The 19,622-nt window shown below is 34.5% G+C and carries 16 protein-coding genes; 9 read left to right on the top strand and 7 right to left on the bottom strand.

The features are described from left to right. Positions 1-86: 86 nt before the first annotated feature. Positions 87-911 (bottom strand): hypothetical protein, encoded by an 825-nt coding sequence (locus AC4BB2_RS12145; protein WP_490473162.1) that lies wholly within the window; start codon positions 909-911, stop codon positions 87-89. Between the two features lie 745 nt (positions 912-1,656). On the opposite strand from AC4BB2_RS12145, the gene AC4BB2_RS12140 reads away from it, so the two are divergent. Continuing rightward, positions 1,657-2,166 (top strand): DinB family protein, encoded by a 510-nt coding sequence (locus tag AC4BB2_RS12140; protein ID WP_490473161.1) that lies wholly within the window; start codon positions 1,657-1,659, stop codon positions 2,164-2,166. An 83-nt stretch (positions 2,167-2,249) separates the two neighbouring features. Here the strand turns inward: AC4BB2_RS12140 and AC4BB2_RS12135 are convergent, their stop codons facing one another. The 3 genes from AC4BB2_RS12135 to AC4BB2_RS12125 are packed head-to-tail and all read right to left on the bottom strand — an operon-like array spanning position 2,250 to position 4,288. After that, positions 2,250-3,020, bottom strand: a complete 771-nt coding sequence (locus tag AC4BB2_RS12135; protein ID WP_490473160.1) for an ABC transporter permease — start codon at positions 3,018-3,020, stop codon at positions 2,250-2,252. Continuing rightward, positions 3,013-3,948 (bottom strand): ABC transporter ATP-binding protein, encoded by a 936-nt coding sequence (locus tag AC4BB2_RS12130; protein WP_490473159.1) that lies wholly within the window; start codon positions 3,946-3,948, stop codon positions 3,013-3,015. The genes AC4BB2_RS12135 and AC4BB2_RS12130 overlap by 8 nt, the downstream gene beginning before the upstream one ends. A gap of 31 nt (positions 3,949-3,979) precedes the next feature. After that, a complete protein-coding gene (locus tag AC4BB2_RS12125; RefSeq protein ID WP_490473158.1) occupies positions 3,980-4,288 on the bottom strand; it encodes an ArsR/SmtB family transcription factor in 309 nt (102 codons plus the stop codon). Between the two features lie 220 nt (positions 4,289-4,508). Between AC4BB2_RS12125 and truA the strand changes: the two genes are divergently transcribed. Continuing rightward, on the top strand, positions 4,509-5,246 hold the full coding sequence (gene truA, locus AC4BB2_RS12120) for a tRNA pseudouridine(38-40) synthase TruA (protein WP_490473157.1): 738 nt from the start codon (positions 4,509-4,511) through the stop codon (positions 5,244-5,246). Positions 5,247-5,442: 196 nt separating this feature from the next. Here the strand turns inward: truA and AC4BB2_RS12115 are convergent, their stop codons facing one another. Continuing rightward, a complete protein-coding gene (locus AC4BB2_RS12115) occupies positions 5,443-6,348 on the bottom strand; it encodes an ROK family protein (RefSeq protein WP_490473156.1) in 906 nt (301 codons plus the stop codon). Between the two features lie 233 nt (positions 6,349-6,581). Here AC4BB2_RS12115 and AC4BB2_RS12110 point away from each other — a divergent pair, with 233 nt between their 5' ends. The 6 genes from AC4BB2_RS12110 (at position 6,582) to AC4BB2_RS12085 (ending at position 13,150) form a co-directional block, all read left to right on the top strand. Next, positions 6,582-7,241: a DUF998 domain-containing protein gene (locus tag AC4BB2_RS12110; RefSeq protein ID WP_490473155.1), complete on the top strand. Its 660-nt coding sequence runs from the start codon at positions 6,582-6,584 to the stop codon at positions 7,239-7,241. A 278-nt stretch (positions 7,242-7,519) separates the two neighbouring features. Beyond that, the gene (locus AC4BB2_RS12105) at positions 7,520-8,425 is read left to right on the top strand and encodes a phosphatase PAP2 family protein (protein ID WP_490473154.1); all 906 of its coding nucleotides are present in this window, start codon (positions 7,520-7,522) and stop codon (positions 8,423-8,425) included. 210 nt (positions 8,426-8,635) lie between these two features. Continuing rightward, a complete protein-coding gene (locus tag AC4BB2_RS12100) occupies positions 8,636-9,949 on the top strand; it encodes an NCS2 family permease (protein WP_490473153.1) in 1,314 nt (437 codons plus the stop codon). A 179-nt stretch (positions 9,950-10,128) separates the two neighbouring features. Beyond that, complete coding sequence (locus tag AC4BB2_RS12095) at positions 10,129-10,497, top strand: MarR family winged helix-turn-helix transcriptional regulator (protein WP_490473152.1); 369 nt, start codon at positions 10,129-10,131, stop codon at positions 10,495-10,497. Between the two features lie 86 nt (positions 10,498-10,583). Continuing rightward, a complete protein-coding gene (locus AC4BB2_RS12090) occupies positions 10,584-11,687 on the top strand; it encodes an NADH-dependent flavin oxidoreductase (protein ID WP_490473151.1) in 1,104 nt (367 codons plus the stop codon). 266 nt (positions 11,688-11,953) lie between these two features. Then, positions 11,954-13,150 carry a DUF998 domain-containing protein gene (locus tag AC4BB2_RS12085; protein WP_490473150.1) on the top strand — a complete coding sequence of 399 codons (1,197 nt, stop codon included), beginning with the start codon at positions 11,954-11,956 and terminating at the stop codon, positions 13,148-13,150. A gap of 55 nt (positions 13,151-13,205) precedes the next feature. On the opposite strand, the gene AC4BB2_RS12080 is transcribed toward AC4BB2_RS12085, so the two are convergent. Together AC4BB2_RS12080 and AC4BB2_RS12075 are read right to left on the bottom strand one after the other, a co-directional pair. After that, positions 13,206-14,063: a sce7725 family protein gene (locus tag AC4BB2_RS12080; protein WP_490473149.1), complete on the bottom strand. Its 858-nt coding sequence runs from the start codon at positions 14,061-14,063 to the stop codon at positions 13,206-13,208. Continuing rightward, on the bottom strand, positions 14,063-14,734 hold the full coding sequence (locus AC4BB2_RS12075; protein WP_490473148.1) for a hypothetical protein: 672 nt from the start codon (positions 14,732-14,734) through the stop codon (positions 14,063-14,065). Before AC4BB2_RS12075 ends, AC4BB2_RS12080 begins: the two co-directional genes overlap by 1 nt. Positions 14,735-15,055: 321 nt before the next feature. On the opposite strand from AC4BB2_RS12075, the gene AC4BB2_RS12070 reads away from it, so the two are divergent. Then, the gene (locus AC4BB2_RS12070) at positions 15,056-19,528 is read left to right on the top strand and encodes a bacterial Ig-like domain-containing protein (protein WP_490473147.1); all 4,473 of its coding nucleotides are present in this window, start codon (positions 15,056-15,058) and stop codon (positions 19,526-19,528) included. The last annotated feature ends 94 nt before the right edge of the window (positions 19,529-19,622 follow it).

The raw sequence follows: 19,622 nt of genomic DNA, 5'->3' as shown, positions 1-19,622 counted from the left end.
TCCAAATCATCTGAAAGTGAGAGGGATTGCTTACAACAGCTAGACAGAGAAGAAATCCACTCTCTTTTTCATCGTTCATTTAATTCTTAAAATATGTTAGTCGGTGTGAATTTAGCTAGAGTATAAACTTCGCCAGTTGTATTAGATTTCGCAGTAACGGTATATTCTTTCGGTAAGAAAGTTTTTCCTTCTGGTGAATTTACAAAGAAGTACTCCATAAATGGCCATGCTTTTCCAGCAACTTTACCTGAGGCATCAGTTAAAGTATAAGTATAACCATCTTTCATTTCTGGTTTAAAATCAAATTGCATGCCACCAGTTTTTGTAGTTATGCTACCATTCTCTAAAAGATGATCTCCGTAGACCGTTTTTTCGTTGAAAAATTTATTGAAAGAACTCCCTTCGATAAGATTAGAAGTTGTTCCCACTTTTCCATCTTTAAGAACGTTACCTAAAAAGTGATAATTCAATAACTCGTTCTTTAAGTCTTGATTTGTTATCTTATTCATTACTGGTGGATTAATATCAGTTAAGGAAATAATACGAATAAATAAGGAATCGAAATATTTTTCTCTATCTGCAACAGTAGGGTATTTTTTTATTAAGTCATCAAGATTAATATCAAAGCCAATATATTTGCCGTTTTCTATTACTGGTGTTGCTTCCTGATATAGCTTCTCTGTTGTAAATACTAGATAGTAGTTAGTCGTAGAAACAGGTGCTTTCAATTTTGCTCTAAGCACATTATAATGTTCGTAATATACTGAGCCAATTTCAATTGATCCTTCAGAAGCCTTTTGAGTAACGGCTGAAGTTGTGGATTGCGCATTTGCTGTGTGAGTTGTTAATACAGCTCCTGAGAATAGCCCAGCAAATACAGCTGCTGTTGTTAAAATGTGTTTTGTTTTCATAATGTAAATCTCCCTTACTTTTTATATATGAACCCGCTAGTTAATTAATAAAAAAAACAATAGAAAGGAACAATGATTTTTTTTACCAATTAATTTACGGAGTTTCACCTATTTACTAAAAATACGTCACTTTGTTAGTAGCGTTTGTTACATGCGAATTATAGCATCCATATCATAATGTTGTATTATCAATTTTTTGTTATTTTTAGTAAAATAATGATAATGAAATAATGGGATTATAATTTGTGTGGAATCATAAGATGTAGTTATTATAAACGGATGTTTTTAGAAAATCCTGTTCTCTTCTTAAATGCTTGTTTTAACTGTTAATTCTTATTTTTATGTATTGGATAAAGAAAATAAGATGAAAAAAAAATTATTTTCACCTAATAGTTCATCATGAGTGGAATTGGGAAGATGAATTTGAAAAAAATATTATTTTTTTGTTATTTTAAAATGGATAAATACTTGATTTTTCTTTTAAAATGATGGTTTAAATCATTTGGGTAACTTTGGATTGTTTAGGTTATAAATGTAAAAATCTGAATAGAGAGATCACAGTCGGCAATTACTTAGTGATTCAGATAAAACGATTCAAGTAGAATAGAAAAATTGTAAATAAAAAAATCAGACAAATTTCCAAAAGAATAGTTTGGAACATTTGATGATCCATAATCACTGTAGTAAAGTATCTAGTAGATATATATAGCGAGCGATTTCATTTTAAAATCAAAGGAGGTATACCATGAAAATTACACAATTATCCATAGACACTTTGAAACGAGCCCAAGAACGTTTTGAGGAGACACTTGATCAAATGAATGTGGATGAGGCGAATACCATGCCAGCTCCACTAATTAAATCAGTTACATGGCTCATTTGGCATACGGCACGAGAACTTGATTATCAACTATCGGAACTTAATAACACAAAGCCGCTGTGGCTAGAATCAGGTTGGAGTGAGAAGTTTGCGCTGGAATTGCCTGATGATACAGAAGATTGGTGTCATACTCCTGAGCAAGCGGCTAAAGTTGTAGTGACCGATAAAAAATTATTACTGGATTATTTGGCCGCTAGCATTGAATTTACAAACACTTATTTAGCAAGTATGGATGAAGAAAGTCTTGATGATGTGGTAGACACAAACTGGACACCAGTCGTTACACGTCAGGCTCGAATCGTTTCTGCCATTGATGATGCGGTGATGCATTCAGGACAAGCTGTTTATACAAGAAGATTAGTCATTGGTAAATAGTTTTCATCAACACAATAAGATTGTATTAATCCATAAAAAGAGCTGTATTTGAGCATTCATTCACTCAAATACAGCTCTTTAATTTAACTTCTTAAACCGCGTCCTCTATCAATCAGGTACCAACAAACAGCATAAAGTACAGAAATAAAAAGAACAAGAATTATCATAGATAACATAATTGGTACATCAATTGTTCCTAGAAAACCATACCTAAATCCTGAAATCATATAGACAATCGGATTGACTTTTGAAATAGCTTGCCAGATTGGCGGCAACATTGATATTGCGTAAAATACACCACCAAGATACGTTAAGGGCTGTAAAACAAACGTCGGCACAATTGACACGTCGTCAAAAGATTGGGCAAAGATTCCGTTTAATAAGCCTGCTAATGAGAACAGAATAGCTGTCATCAGAAGTGTAATGATGACAATAGACCATGAATAAACGTGAAGTGGGACAAAGAATAGGGAGATCATAGTGACAAGTGTACCAACTAGAACACTTCTTCCAAGACCACCAATAACAAATCCCCAGATAATTATATGGGTCGGAACTGGTGCAACCAGTAATTCTTCAATATTTTTCTGGAACTTTTGTGAAAAAAAGGAAGAGGAAACATTCGCATAAGAACTCGTGATTACCGACATCATAATCAATCCAGGAACGATAAACTCCATATAAGAGAATCCTTCCATTTGTCCGATCCGTCCGCCAATCAAGTTTCCGAATATGACAAAATACAGTGATGTGGTAATAACTGGCGGTACTAAAGTTTGTACCCAGATTCGTAGATAACGATTGGTTTCTTTTGCAGCAAGACTTCTTAGAGCCGTGAAATATAGCTTAAACATTTTTATCCCCCACTTGACGTTTTTCTTCTGTGATTTTTAGGAATAGCTCTTCTAATCGATTCGATTTGTTCCGTAAGGAAAGAACTTTTATTCCTTGATTTGTAAGCTGTTCGAATAGTTCATTGATTCCTTGATTACGTTCAACTTCTACAACAAGTGTCCGCTCGTCTTCAAAACTACTATTATAACCTGTAATTTCGGGCTTTTTATCAAAATCCTCCAAATCAAAGATAAATGTTTCAAACTGTAGTTTTGCTAGAAGAGTTTTCATACTAGTATTTTCGATCAGTTCACCAGATTGAATGATGCCGATATTACGACAAAGCATTTCTGCTTCTTCTAAATAATGGGTTGTCAAAATAATCGTTGTACCATTCTCATTCAGTTCTCTAAGGAAATCCCACATTTCTCGTCTTAGTTCAATATCTACTCCTGCTGTAGGTTCATCTAAGATAAGCAATTTTGGTTCGTGCATTAAAGCTCTTGCAATCATCAATCTGCGTTTCATCCCGCCAGAAAGCATCCGCGCCCGAACATTACGTTTTTCCCATAAATTCGATTGTTTTAGGTATTTTTCACTGCGTTTTAGAGCTTCTTTTCGAGAAACACCGTAATAACCAGCTTGATTGACAACGATTTGTTCTACTGTTTCAAATGGGTTAAAGTTGAATTCTTGCGGAACTAAACCAATCTGTTGTTTAGCAAGGACCAAATCTTTGTCAATATCGTAGCCAAAGATGTTTACTTTTCCCGATGTTTTGTTGACAAGAGACGTAATAATGCCGATTGTTGTTGATTTTCCAGCACCATTTGGACCTAAAAGGGCATAAAAATCTCCTTCTTCTACAACTAAATTTATCCCCTTTAGTGCTTCGACGCCTGATGCATATACTTTTTTTAAGTCTGTTATTTCAAGTGCATAAGTCATTTAGTAAATATCTCCTTATTCGTATGATTTCTTAGTTATGATTCTTTTGACAAAGATACTCCTCATCACTGTCAGATAATAATTGAGCCATGGAGCTCATAAATTCTCTTACAAACTCTTCTTGTAGTGTATAGTAATGCCATTGCTTTTGTTTACTGACAGAAACAATTCCAGCTTTTTCCAGAACTTTCATATGATGAGAAAGAGTTGGTTGAGTAAAGTCAAAGTGTTCTAACACATCGCAAGCACACATACTGCTGTAAGAAAGAAGGTCGATGATTTTCATTCTTTTAGGATCAGCCATAGCTTTTAGCACCAATGAAATTCTTTCATAATCCATATTATTCCTCCTGTATATAGATGGTTGACTATGTTTAATATAGATTAGTATGAATGTAATGTCAATAAAAGGATAATTAAAAATAGATGGAAATAGCTATTATAATGTAGCTGCATTTTTAGTTCTCTATATTCAGTTCTCTAAGAATTAGGTATAATGTCTGTGAGTCCAATTGAAATAGTAACAGATGTAAAAAAATGCATCATAAGAGGAGACGGATATGAGAAATATTAAACTAACAATTGAGTATGATGGTACAAGATATCTTGGGTGGCAAAGACTTGGAGACTCGGACAAGACGATTCAAGGGAAAATAGAGAATATCCTGACGCAAATGACTGGAACAACGATTGAAATCATTGGCTCTGGTAGGACAGATGCCGGAACACATGCAAGAGGACAAATAGCTAATTTTAAAACAGATAGTACAATCAATTTGGCAGAGATGATTGATTTCCTTAATCGTTATCTTCCACGAGATATTGTTGTGAAGAAGGCAGAAGAAGTTCCTGAAAGATTTCACGCTCGGTATAATGCAACTGGAAAAAAATATAGTTATCATGTCTGGAATGATGTGATTCCGTCTGCTTTTGAACGTCATTTTAGTTTTCAGTATACTCAAGAACTGGATATTGATTTAATGAATGAGGCTTGTAAAAAATTAATTGGATCACATGATTTTATTGGTTTTTCTTCCCTTAAAAAAACGAAAAAATCAACGGTTCGAACAATCGATGAACTTTCGATCGAAAAAGAGGGGCATATGCTCCATTTCACCTTTGTGGGGAATGGATTTTTGTATAAGATGGTTAGAATCATTATGGGAACAATCTTAGAAATTGGCGCTGGAACGATGGCATTAGATGTCATTGATGAGGTCTTTGAGCGCAAAATAAGAAGTGATGCTGGGATGACCGTTCCTTCTCAAGGACTTTTTCTTGATGAAGTTTATTATTAATCGAGGAAATTTTAAACTGCCTTCAACTGTGAAAAGAAAGTGGTTGTGGCTAAAGTGAGCATGGAAATCTACGAATAAATCGACATAGTTATCATCTATTCGAACAAAAGAAAGCGAAACAAAGCCAAATATCGGTTTTGTTTCTCTCTTTTTAATTTTTTGCAAATTATTTTAAATCAAAAGAATTAGATGATGGCTAATCAAGATTCTTATCAATTTCAACAAACAGATAATACAAAGCGCCCAATAAATTTGATGAATTTCTAAAAGCACAAGCTTCTATAACCAATGGAGAAAAAGTTTGAGCTAACATCATTTCTTCTTGTCGAATAGTGACATATTGCTTTTGGATCGTTTCAATTAAGATATCTTGAGCACTGATGCCGCCACCAATCACGATTTTTTCTAGATCCAATAAAACTTGCATATCAATCAGAAGAATTGCGATATCACGACAGTAGTTTTCAAATAAAGCAGTTAAATCAGTTGATGATTGGTTTGCTATTGCGATGAAAACAGCTTCATAGTCATCGTCAGAAACGTTGATAAGGTTGATTGCTTCTTTCATAAATTTTACTGCTGAGCCATGAAAGCCAAAAATTTGAGGTTGTTTAGGGTTTGGTGATTGGCGAATAAGGAAACTTAATTCACCTGCTTGGAAATTAGGACCTTGATGTAAATGGTTATCTAAAATCAATCCACCACCAATACCAGTCCCTAAGACAACAGCCGCACCATTTTCGACTCCCTTCAAATTACCAATCCACCATTCAGCCAAGGCCGCTGCTTTACCATCATTGATTACTGCAAAGGGCAAATCAGTAATGCTGGTGATCCAGTCTTTCATAGGGAAATCATATAGAAATAATAAGGCACCACCGGTATGGATATAGCCTTTCGCTGAATCGACTCTCCCAGGACAGCTCATAGAGATACCTTTAATTTGTCCTTTTTGTGCTTCCAATTGGGAAACAATCATTTCTTTGAAGGTTTCCAAGGATTTAGGTGTCGGTTGTTTCCAAGTTTGGATAAAATTACCGGCTCGATCAATCAGCCCAAATTTAGTGTAAGTGCCACCAATATCAATACTTAAATAATGCATTGTTCATTCCCCCTAAGCTACTAAAAATAGTGTATACTTTCATCTTAAAGAAAACGCTTAAAAAATGCAACTTCATCATCATTACATTGTTTAGCAACTTTACTGTTTGATTTAGATAAAAAAGTAAGGTTAATGTTTTTTTAGATTTCAAAGAATTAAAATTATCAAAATAGTCATCAATTACGTATAATTATAATGAGAGAAAGCTAAAAAATTGGCTTAGGAGGACAAGCATGAGCAGTTTAAAAAAATATGGATTTTACTTTTTATTATTAGGGGCAGTAAGTGACTTTTTAACACCGTATATTTTAGGGTACTTTTACCCGAAAATGGATCAGATGACTATGGTAATCAGTGTGTTTGGGGATGTAGATAGCCCAGTTCGACAAGCATTTTTGATTTGGTCGGTGGTATCAGGACTATTCATGGTTCTGGCGATACCTGCCGTGTATCAAAGATTTCATCGCACTTCGCCCGTATTAGCTATTTTACTAGCTTCAGCAATTGGATTATATGGTGTAGGAGATTGTATTTTCACAGGGCTGTTTAGTATTAATACTGAACAAGCAACTTGGAATTTTTCTACTTGGGTTCATAATATTGGCTCAGGGTTAGGATATACCGGATTTTTATTATTACCACTTATTTTATGTTTACTGTATAAAAAAGAAGGGGAAATGAAGCATAGTCGTCTTTACTTAAGTTTATTGATTATCAGTTTACTGTTTGCTGGTATTTATGGTTTGGCACGACTCCCTGAAATTAATCAATTACCGATGTTAAACCAACTTGGATTATGTCAGCGAATTAGCTTTGTTTTCAATTATTTACCGCTGATAATCTTTGCTCTAGATCAAATCAAAAATGTAAAAGTTGGTGCTGATATAAAATAAAATTGACTGTTCGTTGTTTATGTAATTAAAGATATTCCAGTCAATCTTATTGTAGGAGGAAATCCAGCTAGAAATATTCACAAAATCAAAGATGAGAATTAATTTGACAGTTAAAGACAACGTAGTGATTCTTATCGTAGTTCTAACAAAATCAACTAGCTACTAGAAGAAGTCTTTTTATTTGTAAAAAAACATACAAAATGTATGATATTTTATAGTTTAAAATGATAAACTTTTATCTATGAGTTATTGTTATCTATTCATAGGAGGAGTTAAGAATGTTAGAAAAATTGTCAGAAGGAAGAAGAATTGCTATTGTTTTATCGATTTTTATTATTTTACTTGGAATTGGTACGTTTGGAGATTTAGCGATCTCAAATACTGTAATGAGCCAAAACTCATACTTAGCTACTTTTTTGCAAAATTATGCTTGCTTTCCAGTTGGTGTAGTTATATTAATGAGTGGAGAAATCATTACTCATTATGGGCTTCAATCAAAAGAACCAGTGATTGCTAAGCTATTGATTATCATTGCTGGCGTTGGATTATCTTTATATGGTATCTGGTACTATTTAAAGTTTGCAATTCAATATACGTTAGCATCCATTCAAAATGTTGAACATAACCGTCCGATTGGGCAAGCAAATAATGATGGCGGAGTTAATCCGACACTGCCAACGCACATCAATATCATAATTTGTTTGATTGTTTTTGTAGTAGCGACACTGCTTATTCAAAAATGGCTAAGTCATAAAACACCTGAGGAGCTTGATCGTTTGATGCGGGTAGCTGTATTAGGTGTGGCGGTGGCCTTTGTTTATCTCATGTGTGTGGAGGAAATCAAAATCATGTGGGGAAGGGTTCGACCTTATGAACTAAATGCGGCTCAAGATAATTTTACATCTTGGTACAAAATGAATGGGCCGACTGGGCATAAATCATTTCCTTCAGGTCATTCTTGTGAAAGCATGTTTGCTATTTTCTTTCCTTTATATGCAAGCCCTAAAAACATTAAGTTGCGTAAGAATTTATTGATTTTTGGTGTTGCTTGGGGAACAATTACTGCTATTAGCAGAGTTTTATTAGGTTGTCACTTTTTCAGTGATGCTACAATGGGTGCATTTATCATTATTTTCCTTGTTTTTGTTGGAACAAAATGTGCACAGCTTAAGCTAGTAAAATAAATTTCAAATTCACTAAAGTTGACAGTAAATTGTTGGTTTTAGTGGATTTTCTTTTTTCTTAAAAATCATAAATGTTCGTCTTTAGACTCTTTTTGAGTTTTGTGTTTACTTATCGTTTTGTTTATTATATGATTAAACACGTTGTTTGAATGAACATTGCACTTTTTACGAACGATTTATTTATCGTTCGGATTTTTAGGAGGATATTTGATGAAAGAAAAAATTGTTTCTTATTTTGAGATTGAAAAATTGAATACGACTGTGAGGCGCGAAGTTTTAGCTGGCTTTACAACGTTCATTTCAATGGCGTATATTTTATTTGTAAATCCAACTGTGTTGGGCGCTTCTGGAATGGATGAGGGGGCAGTCTTTACTGCGACGGCTTTGGCTAGTGCTTTAGGCTGTATTTTGATGGGAATTTTCGCTAAGTATCCTATTGCGACAGCGCCAGCTTTAGGGATCAATGCCTTTTTTGCTTACTCTGTATGTATAGGAATGGGTGTTCCATGGGAAACAGCATTAGCAGGGGTTTTTGTAGCTTCATTGATTTTCATTTTGATTACTATTTTCAAATTACGTGAATTAATTATTGATGCTATACCTGCGGATTTAAAATATGCTATCTCTGGTGGTATTGGATTATTTATTGCTTTTCTTGGGCTAAGCGAAGGCGGAATCATTGTTTCTAATGAATCAACACTTGTTGCGTTAGGCCCTTTGAATGTAGGGACCACTTGGCTAACTATTTTTGGTTTGGCAATCACGGCTATTTTATTAGTTCGCCGTGTTCCAGGAGGAATTTTTATAGGTATGACAGCAACAACTATTTTAGGTTTGGGAACGGGTCTAATTCATGCCCCTGCTAAAATTGTTTCGGCTGCACCAAGTCTTAAACCTACTTTTTTAGTTGCTTTAAAACATGTAGGGGATATTAATTCATTACAGTTATGGGTTGTAGTTTTAACATTTTTATTAGTTACATTTTTTGATACAGCTGGAACATTAGTCGGTTTGGCAAACCAAGCTGGTTTTATGAAAGATAATAAAATGCCTCGAGTTGGAAAAGCGTTAGCAGCTGATTCGACAGCTATGCTTGCTGGTTCACTTTTTGGAACTTCTCCAGTTGGAGCTTATGTAGAGTCTTCTGCAGGAATTGCGGTAGGTGGACGTTCTGGATTAACGGCTGTAACAACAGGGCTGTTTTTCATTGTGGGATTATTTTTCTCTCCGTTATTGTCAGTTGTAACGTCACAAGTAACAGCACCAGCATTGATTGTTGTCGGCGTTTTGATGGCGCAGTCACTACGTGAAATTAAATGGGAAGAAATGGAAATTGCGATTCCTTCATTCCTAATTCTTTTGGGAATGCCTTTGACTTACAGTATTTCAGATGGAATTGCACTTGGATTTATTTTTTATCCGATTACTATGGTTGCTGCTAAACGTGGCAAAGAAGTATCGCCAATTATGTATGTGTTATTCTTTGTTTTCGTAGGATTTATGTGGATTTTAAACGTTAACTAGTATCATTATTTCAGTAGCCAGCGGATTCTTTTTAGGATGTGCTGGTTCTTTTTTTCTCTATAGAGATACTAGTAAAGTGATAGGTGAGACTACTGATTTTCTTAAAATTTTGACTTTTACACTAAAAACACGCAAAATATAAGTAATGAAAAAGACAATTTAGCGAGGACTGATCAAAAATGGAAACGCCTCTTATATCGCAGTGGTTGGACTATACAAAAAAGCAGGCTGTAATTGAAAAAAAATTAGAAGATATATTAAAGAAAAATAGCCAACTGACAACAAGTGAATATTATGCATTATACCAACTTAATCAAAATGGCTGTCATATGAGGTTAAACGATTTAGGTAGCTATTTATGCTTAAGTCAAAGCGCATTATCTCGTTTGATTAAGCGATTAGAAGAGAAAAATCCACCTTTTATTGAAAGAAGGATTTGTTCTGATGATAAACGAGGCATTTATATAGATTTGACGGATGAAGGGTTGCAAGTTTTGTTGTCAGTTGAAAAAGATGTAAAGACAGTTTTAGAGGAATATTTTATTTAGAAGACTAAAAAGTTGCTTTTTGGTCTTTTATTCTTTATTATAAAATTAGTTGCATGCGCATGCATATTTCGAGAGGAGAAAAATAAATGAATAATGTAGAATCTGGCTTAACTTTTAAAAGAGGGGTACACTTAAAAAATAGAATAGTTATTGCACCTATGACAACAAAGATGTCATTTTTTGATGGTGTTGTAACAAATGATGAGATTGACTATTATGCATTACGTTCTGGGGAAGTTGGGGCATTTATTACTGCAGCGGCCAATGTTCATGAAGGAGGCAAAGGCTGGGATGGTGAGTTAGGTGTGTATGATGACCGTTTTATTCCAGGGCTTTCTAAATTAGCTGCAGCAATCAAGAAGAATCATACGAAAGCGATTCTCCAAATTTTCCACGGGGGAAGAATGACAGATTCTAAAGTATTGCAAGGGGCTCAACCGGTTGCGCCAAGTGCAGTTGCTGCTGAAAGACCAGATGCACAAACACCGAGAGAATTGACAGAACAAGAGATTTTTAACATACTAGAAAGCTTCAAACAAGCCACTGAAAGAGCAATCAAAGCAGGTTTTGATGGAGTAGAAATTCATGGGGCAAACACGTATTTGATTCAACAATTTTTCTCTCCACACTCTAATCGACGTACAGATGACTGGGGTGGAACTTTAGAGAAAAGATTTAAATTTATTAATGATTTGGTGGATGGCGTCACTGAAGTTGTTGATCAATCGGGGGTTAAAGAATTTATTGTTGGCTATCGTTTTTCTCCAGAAGAATACGAAGAGCCAGGGATTCGTTTGAAGGATACATTGTTTTTAGTAGATCAATTATCTAATAAACCGTTGGATTACTTACACTTGTCAATGAGTAGTTACAAGAATCATTCAGTAAGTGAAGCGTTTAAAGATAAGCCGATTATAGACTATGTAAAAGAAACGATTAATGATCGCCTTCCTTTAATCGGCGTTGGCGATGTCAGAAGCCGAGAAGATGTGGAAAATATTTTAACTACTGCAGATTTAGTCGCTGTAGGCCGTTCAGTTTTGATTGATCCTCATTGGGGACAAAAAATTCTAGATAAGCAAGACCATTTGATTAGGAAAGAATTGTCCCATTATGATCGAGAAGAACTAAGAATCAGTAACGGTGTTTGGGGATTTTTAGAAGCTATGATGCCTGAACGACTTAAATAATAGATAGTCTATTATAGAAAGCACATGGATAAAAAGAAATTTCAGAGGACGAATGAGGCTTACACTCTTATTTGTCCTCTTTTTTTGATTTTTTAATAAGAAGCGTTTAACTGTGTTACAGTCTTTTGAGTAGTCTCTAAAGAAATGTTTCATCTGATAAACTAAAGAAGTAAAAGTGGAGATGCTTAAAACAAAATCTTTTTTATTGCTTTTGCAAATAAGAAACCTATACTAGTTATAAGATGTTATATAAAAGGAGAATGGGCATGGAAGAAAATCAAGTGAGTGTAACACTACCTGAAAAAATAGTTGAAGAATTTCATTTAGAAAATGAGACGGAAGTTATTGTAAGTATTAAGGATCAAAAAATAGTGATCGAACCTAAAAATAAAGTTGTGGGAAATCAGACGATTTCTCTTAGGTGGTTTTTGATTCCAACGTTAATTATTAGTAGTCTATTCTTGTTTTATCTATTTTATAGTGATAAAAACCAGATTGCTTTGATTGGACCGTATTCGATTGCTAATTTTGTTCTTTCCTTAGGCGTTTTAAGTGGCGTTTTTAGTTTTATATTCTTTTTCATTAAAGGAAAGAGAAATCAAATCACTACCCAATCAAAAGATATTTATTGGCGAAATTTTCCAGCGATTTTACTTTCATTTATTGTTATCTTGCTCTTTTCTTTATTAGTTTTTTTCAAAGTGATTGGGTTGGTATTTATAGGTGCAACGCTTGATCGTTATACCGCAACATTGTTGTTTTTCGTATTTGTTGGGCTTGTTAATTATTTTATGATCTATTCGGCATTGTCTATCACGCCTTCTAAGCTGACTAACCTGTTGATATTTGTAATCATTGGAGGGGTCTTACTTTCAATGATTACAAATAAAGATTACATGTGGTGGCAATTTAATTTTAGTTTTCTAGGAACCATCGAAGCAAAAAATAGTTGGCAGTTTAATGTTACGTTGATGTTTTCTTCATTGTTAATGGTAGCATTGATTGATAGTTTATTTGTAGAACTGCAAAAGGCTATTCCTCACAGTAAGCGTTTGACTATTTTACGTGTCCTTTTAACAATAACAGCATTAGATCTTGGCGCAGTTGGGCTATTTCCTTATACAGAAACAGGTCCTTTTCAAGGGATTCATAATCAAGTGGCAGGTTATTTAGTTTATTTAATTGTCGTTTTAATTGTGGGGATCAAGTGGTTATTACCCAAGGTGTCAAAAGAATTTTTGACAATCTCATATCTGATTGCGGTAACCTTAGTGATAGTTGTTGTTCTCTTTCAAGGGGTTGGTTATCTTTCATTAACTGTGTTTGAATTATTAGCGTTTATGCTGGCTTTTAGTTGGATCATTTTGTTGCTTCAAAATCTGCAAAAAATGGCACAGAATATCAATAACACGTTTCAGGTTAAAGTAAAACATACGCCTAAAAAAGAATCAGAGGGAATCTAAAAAATAGTTCGAGGCTAGAGTGAAACATTTCTGTTTGACTCTAGCCTCAAGCTATTTATTTTTTTAAGTAACGAGACATCAATTCCATATGATGCATCACAGCCGCTTTCCTCATAACCCCCATACCAGGAAACTTATCTTTGGAAACTGCTTCAAGGAGTAATTCTATCCCTAAAGTCACTTTCTTATCACACAATTTATCTACCCATTGCTTCACTTCAATCATGATCTCAAAGAATTTTTCTTTCTGAGAAAGTGCGTCCTCGCTTGAAAGAAAATGATGGATTCGTAATACATCATTTTCAAAATAAACAAGATGTAAAGGCAATACCTTTGAAGGATAGCTATGCTCGTAATAGATTCGACTATCAATGGAAAAGTCGCTGAAACCAATAAATCCTCTTTTTTTAAAAGTTAAGTGTGTGTTGGAAAAAAATTCATCCGGACATTCCTGATAGAAACTTGTTTTAGGTAGTCTAGTGAAAACATCTTGTGAAATAATCTTTTCGCCGTTAATTTTTTGCAGTAAACGAAACTCCTCCGACAGTAGAACGGGAACTTGATTTGATTGCCAGTCGCTTTGCAACGCTGGAATTGAGCTTCCAATTATAAAAAGATTTGGCTCTGCGTGTAAAGTTTCAATAGGTTGTTCTACAATCATCGCTTTTTCTGTGGGGAATGAGCATAGCTGAAGCTTCCCTTCTTCAGTCAAGAAATCACCCGTTTGCGGATTTTGAATAAGATAAAAAGGCCGCTCTGTCTTTTCGCACAATTGAATAAACTTTTTCAATGCATTTGAATTTTTTACTGGTTCAACGATCGGTATAATCTGCTGGGACAAACAATCATTTTCTAAAAGAGCTGTCAGTGCTAACAAGTCAAATTGTTTCCCGCGAAAATAAGGATAATACATTACTTTTCCTCCAGAAGACGCTGTTCTAATTCAAAATAAGCCTCCCGAGTGGCGTCTAATTCATTTTTTAGTGCTTCAACTGCCTGATCACAAATATCCTCTACGAAACGATCATAGAAATTTACTCCACCGCCAAATAAATCATAATCAGGCTGCCTTTTTTTCAATTCCTTATAAAGTTGGTCTGTTGAAAAAACACGTAAGCCACGTGCAGTTTGTTTGGCTTTACCGACTTCTCTAGCTTGAGCAGTAATCAGACGAAAAAGAAGTTCTTGTTCATTTACTGAAAGCTCTTGTTTTTGCGGCTTTTTCTCTATTGTAAAGTAGCCTGGCTGCATTTGATCTTCTCTAGAAATATATTGATGATAAACCATAACGCCGATATGATTAGGGATCTCTTCCCTTACTTTTTCAAAAAGTACTTCTGGCAACACAAAGTAATTGTAATGACCGATAAAAGAAAGTTTTGCTTTTGAACGGAAATCAGCTTTACTCACCTTTAACTCATAGCAGCGCCATTCAAATTGATTCGATGATGTCAAACGACAACTCAGAGTATCAACAATTCCTTGATCTTCAGGCATAGTAACTTCCTCTACCACGATGTCGCCATTTTCCCGACAATAATAATAAAGGACTTCTTCCATTTGGTTTGTTAATGAAGTTTTCATACGTAACTCCTTTTTTTGTTTATTCTACTATAGAACATACATTCGTGAAAATAAAGAGTTTTTGAATTTTTTTTATAAAATTTGAAATTTATCAATTTATTTAAACACAAAGCTCATATGTTGATATGAAATATCTCATTTATATTTGTTTGGTTTGTAGAGTCGTAAAACGTTGTTTATAAAGGATTTACATAGTTTTTTTCTAAAAAAAACATTTATCTGTTTTTATTTTTTTGTAATATATAAAAAAATAATCATAATGAACTGTAAAAACGGGATATTATAAGATTATTATTAAATTATGGGAAAGAGGCGTTGTTCATGAAAAAAAGAAAGTTACAGATCTTTATGGTAGCAATATTAGTCTTACAGAGTTTTGGCTCAGCTACAAGTGTATTTGCAATTACTAATGACAATAATATAGATGAAATTTCTCCAAGTAAACAATTAGCTGACATAAAACCAGAAGAGATTCCGAAAGATAAAGAATCTCGTGATTTATTGAACGAACAAGATGATACTAGTGATTTTGACAAACCAAAAGATAATAAAACAGAGAGTGAAGCTGAAACTGGAATAACAGAAGGCGATCAGAATCAAGGAACAGAACCACCAATGTTAGAGACGACTCAAAAAGCTAAAATAGAAAACGTAAATCGAGCTGCAGCTATTGAAGATGAGCTTTTAACAAACATGATCGTTACCGATATGAAAGGAACAGAGTACAGTCAGAATTCTTTAAATCGAGTACTCAATACAACACCAGTAACGGCGAAGCTAAACTTTGTGGTTGAGGATAAAGATTATGCACCAGGTTCAGTGTATACCGTAGAGTTGTCTGATAATCTTGGATATTCTGATGTTGGTGGAGATGTTGCGAATATTGGCGCTACATGGTCAGTGGATGCCCGAACTAAAAGATTGACGATTACATTCAATCAGCGTATCACTGAAACAAAATTCAATTTGGACTTAAAAAGTTATGTGTATACACATTCCAATCCGCTGGTAACAATTGAAACACCAGGGCAAACAAAGAATCTGTATGCTTTTGACTTGTATGAAGAAGTTTCTCCTATCAAATATGAAGAAACTAAGAATAACTACGGTATAAACGGAAATATTTATTATAATTTGGACAGAGGATTGTCTGGTGTTCAGACAGTAGAATTGTTAATGTCTGATGTCCCAGGAGCAAAATTTTCTGCGATTTCCAACCAACCGATTCTTGCTTTTTCGTATGATGTAGATATTAATGGAAATGTGATACCAGAGTCAAAACAGCCTTTGGAAAAAGACAAAGATTATACAATAAATGAAGATAATGCATATCGAGGAGCCGTAACGTTTACAAATATGAATCAGCAAAAAGCTTATGCTTTATCGGTTGATCGTACGTTAGGTTTAGAAAGCCTTTCAGATTATTATTATAGTTATTACAATCGTTATCCTACAACAAAATTAGGATCAGTCAGCTTAAATCGTTCAAGTGCACCATACGGTGGGCTTGAATTTATGGCAAAAACAAGTAAAGATCAAAAATCATTAAAAGAAACAAGCTTAGGTACCTTAGAAAGTGCTAATTTCCAAGAAAAAGGTAATTATTATGTCTATATTTATGACATTCCTACAAAAACAAAAACAGGCGAACAAATTATTTTGGAAAGTAAAAATGGACAAGCAATTGGCGAGTATGAATTTTCAGCTTATACCGGAGAATACCAAGCAGCTAAAGTAAGTGACTTTTTCGATATTCGCAAAGAAAATAATAAACTAATTTTAACGGCAATTAAAGATAGTGTTTTGAGATTAAAAGCAGATAAGCTCACCATTCCTTTTGAACAAAAAGATATCGATATCTCCCTAAGCACGCCTATAGTCAGTGATGGAAAAGCAATGATGTTGGTTTCAGATCAATACCTTCAACCTGTTTCAATCATTAATCCTAACAATGCAGAAACGGCATGGGGAAACTATGATGAAAATGGTGCTTATTTTGGTCGTACAACTGTAGCCATAGAAGGAAGCGCTCAAAAACCTGTAAAAAATGTAGTAATCAAAGTTGAACATCCTAACTACCTAAAATTAAGAGAACCCAAAGGAGAATATTCTTATTACAAACTAAATAAGGATTATACAATCACGGCGATTGAAGGCGGTTCAGTCATAGAATTTACAACACCTGTCACACATTCTTTCAATCTGCCTTTAGGTTTTAATTATGTACCAGATGGATTAGAAAAAAGTAAAAGCATTCCTATTGATACATTACCAGTAACACTAAGTGCAGATGACTATGAAACTATAGAGACAACAATCCTAACAGGCAGTAAAACCTATTCAGAACGCACATTACAAGGCAGCAAAAACCAATTTCTAGTCAATGCTAGAAATGATTCATTTGATAACTTAAGTATTTCCACTAAAGTTCCTGCTGGAACAGATGTCGTTTTTGATATTTATGATGTTTCAAATGATCAAGTTGATTCGATTTATCCACAATATTGGGATCGTGGCTACTATTTTGATAAGCCGTTAGCTTCCAGTGACCCAGCATACCCAAAAGTTACGTTTAATGAGGCAGATAATACCAATCAATTTGATTTTGGAAAAACATCAAAGCGTTATATCATTGAGTATAAGTATGCTAATGGATGGATCGATACAAACAAAATCAATGTTACCGCAAGCGCAGCAGAGCCGCTATATGGTAATCAAGTGTGGTCAGCCACAGCTTCAGTAAATAATGATGGAACGGAAATTTTATCCGCAAACCAAATAAGTCATGATTCTTTAAAAAATGTAACAAAAAATGAATTAAAAACCCAAAATATCAATAACCAAACACGTAAAGTTAAAAATCCCACATTTGATATTGCGACAAAAGGAACAACAAATGCTGGAATTGATTTAAACTCTATTATTATTACTGGTGTACCAAAAGATGTATACACTATCAAACCAACAGGAACAGGGGCACAAATCGTCTTTGAAGATTACACCTTGACGAAAAATATTACGATTAACTATAACACTGTCTCTAAAAATGCTGGACAGATTTTTACAGAAACTGTCATCACCGCTGATAATTTGGAAAAAATGTCAGAAACACGTAGAACTATTGCGACAACGCCGATAGTTTTAAGATTTTCGGATGGAGATGCGGAAGGAGTCGTTTTTTTAGCTCAAGCAAAGTTTCATACGTATAATGAAGCAGACATGGCTGTAAATATACCTGATGTTCATTTTGAATTAATTGACAATGTTACAAACAATCATACGGAGTTTATTACAAACGATGATGGCGATTATACATTTGATTCAATCATGTCAGGAGAATATACATTAAGAGCAACGGACGTTCCAGCAGGCTACACAATTGCTGAAGAATATCTCAATGGCAAAATAATCAAATTGACAAAAGGAACAAATTCAATGGATATTCCTCTGACAGAAAAAACAGATCAAACGAGTATTAACGCAAAAAACTCAATTATTTATGTTGGAACAAATTGGCGACCAGAAGACAACTTCATAGGAGCAACCGATAAAGAAGGAAAATCAGTTGCTTTCAATCAAATAACGGTTACCGGAAATGTGGATACCTCAAAAGTCGGTGCGTATGATATTACGTATCATAACCAAGGCAAAGAAACTACAATAACCGTTTCTGTAGTTTCTAATCAAGACACATTAGTAGTGAAAGACACTACATTATATGTGGGCGATACTTGGCGAGCAGCAGATAATATTTTGTCAGCGACAGATGAAACAGGGAAAACAGTTCCAGTTGAAGAGATGACTATCTCTGGAACCGTTGATACGACAAAGGCTGGTGTTTATAACGTTACGTATAGCCACAATGAGCTAAAAGAAATGGCTAAGATCACTGTGTTGCCTAATCAAACAACGATTAGTGGAAAAGATTCTACGATTTATGTTGGAGCAAACTGGAGCCCAGAAGATAATTTTATTTCTGCGACTGACCGAGACGGAAATTCTGTTGAGGTTGATCAAATAATTGTAAAAGGGACAGTGGATACTGCTAAGGTTGGGGACTATGAAATCAGCTATCAAAACCAAGACAAAGAAGCCAAAATAGTCGTCCATGTTGTATCGAAACAAGAAACGCTTGCAGTCAAAGACTCTACGATTTATGTAGGAGATACTTGGCGGGCAGCAGATAATTTACTATCAGCAACAGACGAAAATGGTGAAAGTATTCCAATTGGAAAAGTAACTGTAAACGGAGCTGCAGATACAACAAAAGCTGGTATTTATGAAGTTGTTTATGGATATGGAAACCAAAAAGCAACAGCAAAAATTACAGTCAAAGAAGACCAATCAACCATAGTGGTGAAAGATTCTACGATTTATGTAGGCGATGACTGGGATGCTAAAGACAACTTCATATCAGCAACGGACAGAGATGGGAAAGAGATCTCTTTTGAAAACGTGGCTGTCTCTGGAACCGTTGAGACAAAAGAAAAAGGAGCATATCAAGTATCCTATAAGACTCAAACCGTACAAAAGTCTGAACCAAGAAAAAATAGACGATCTTTAACAAACGATGAAAGCCAAAATGAAAAACAACAAACGGCTATGGCAAATATTACAGTTCTTGAGAAGAAATCTCCTAAATCGAATCAAACGCATATTGTTAAACCAAAAAAACAAGGGAATTACCCAAAAACAGGTGAGAAAACAACAGGTTATTTCACCCTGATAGGATTTTTGAGTCTATCAATTACGTTAATTGGAGTATATTTATTGAATAGAAGGAAACCTGATTGAGTGAACATTTAAAAGAGATTTTAGCTGGAATAAAAGCAGAGTTTGATTTGCTTTTATTCCGCTTTTTATTCGATTTTAGGAATGATTTGGGGGT

The organism is Enterococcus sp. AAFC-DPL-5146 (assembly GCF_058216635.1).
Note: the sequence above shows the minus strand (reverse complement) of the source record. Positions and strands in the feature narration are given on the sequence as shown.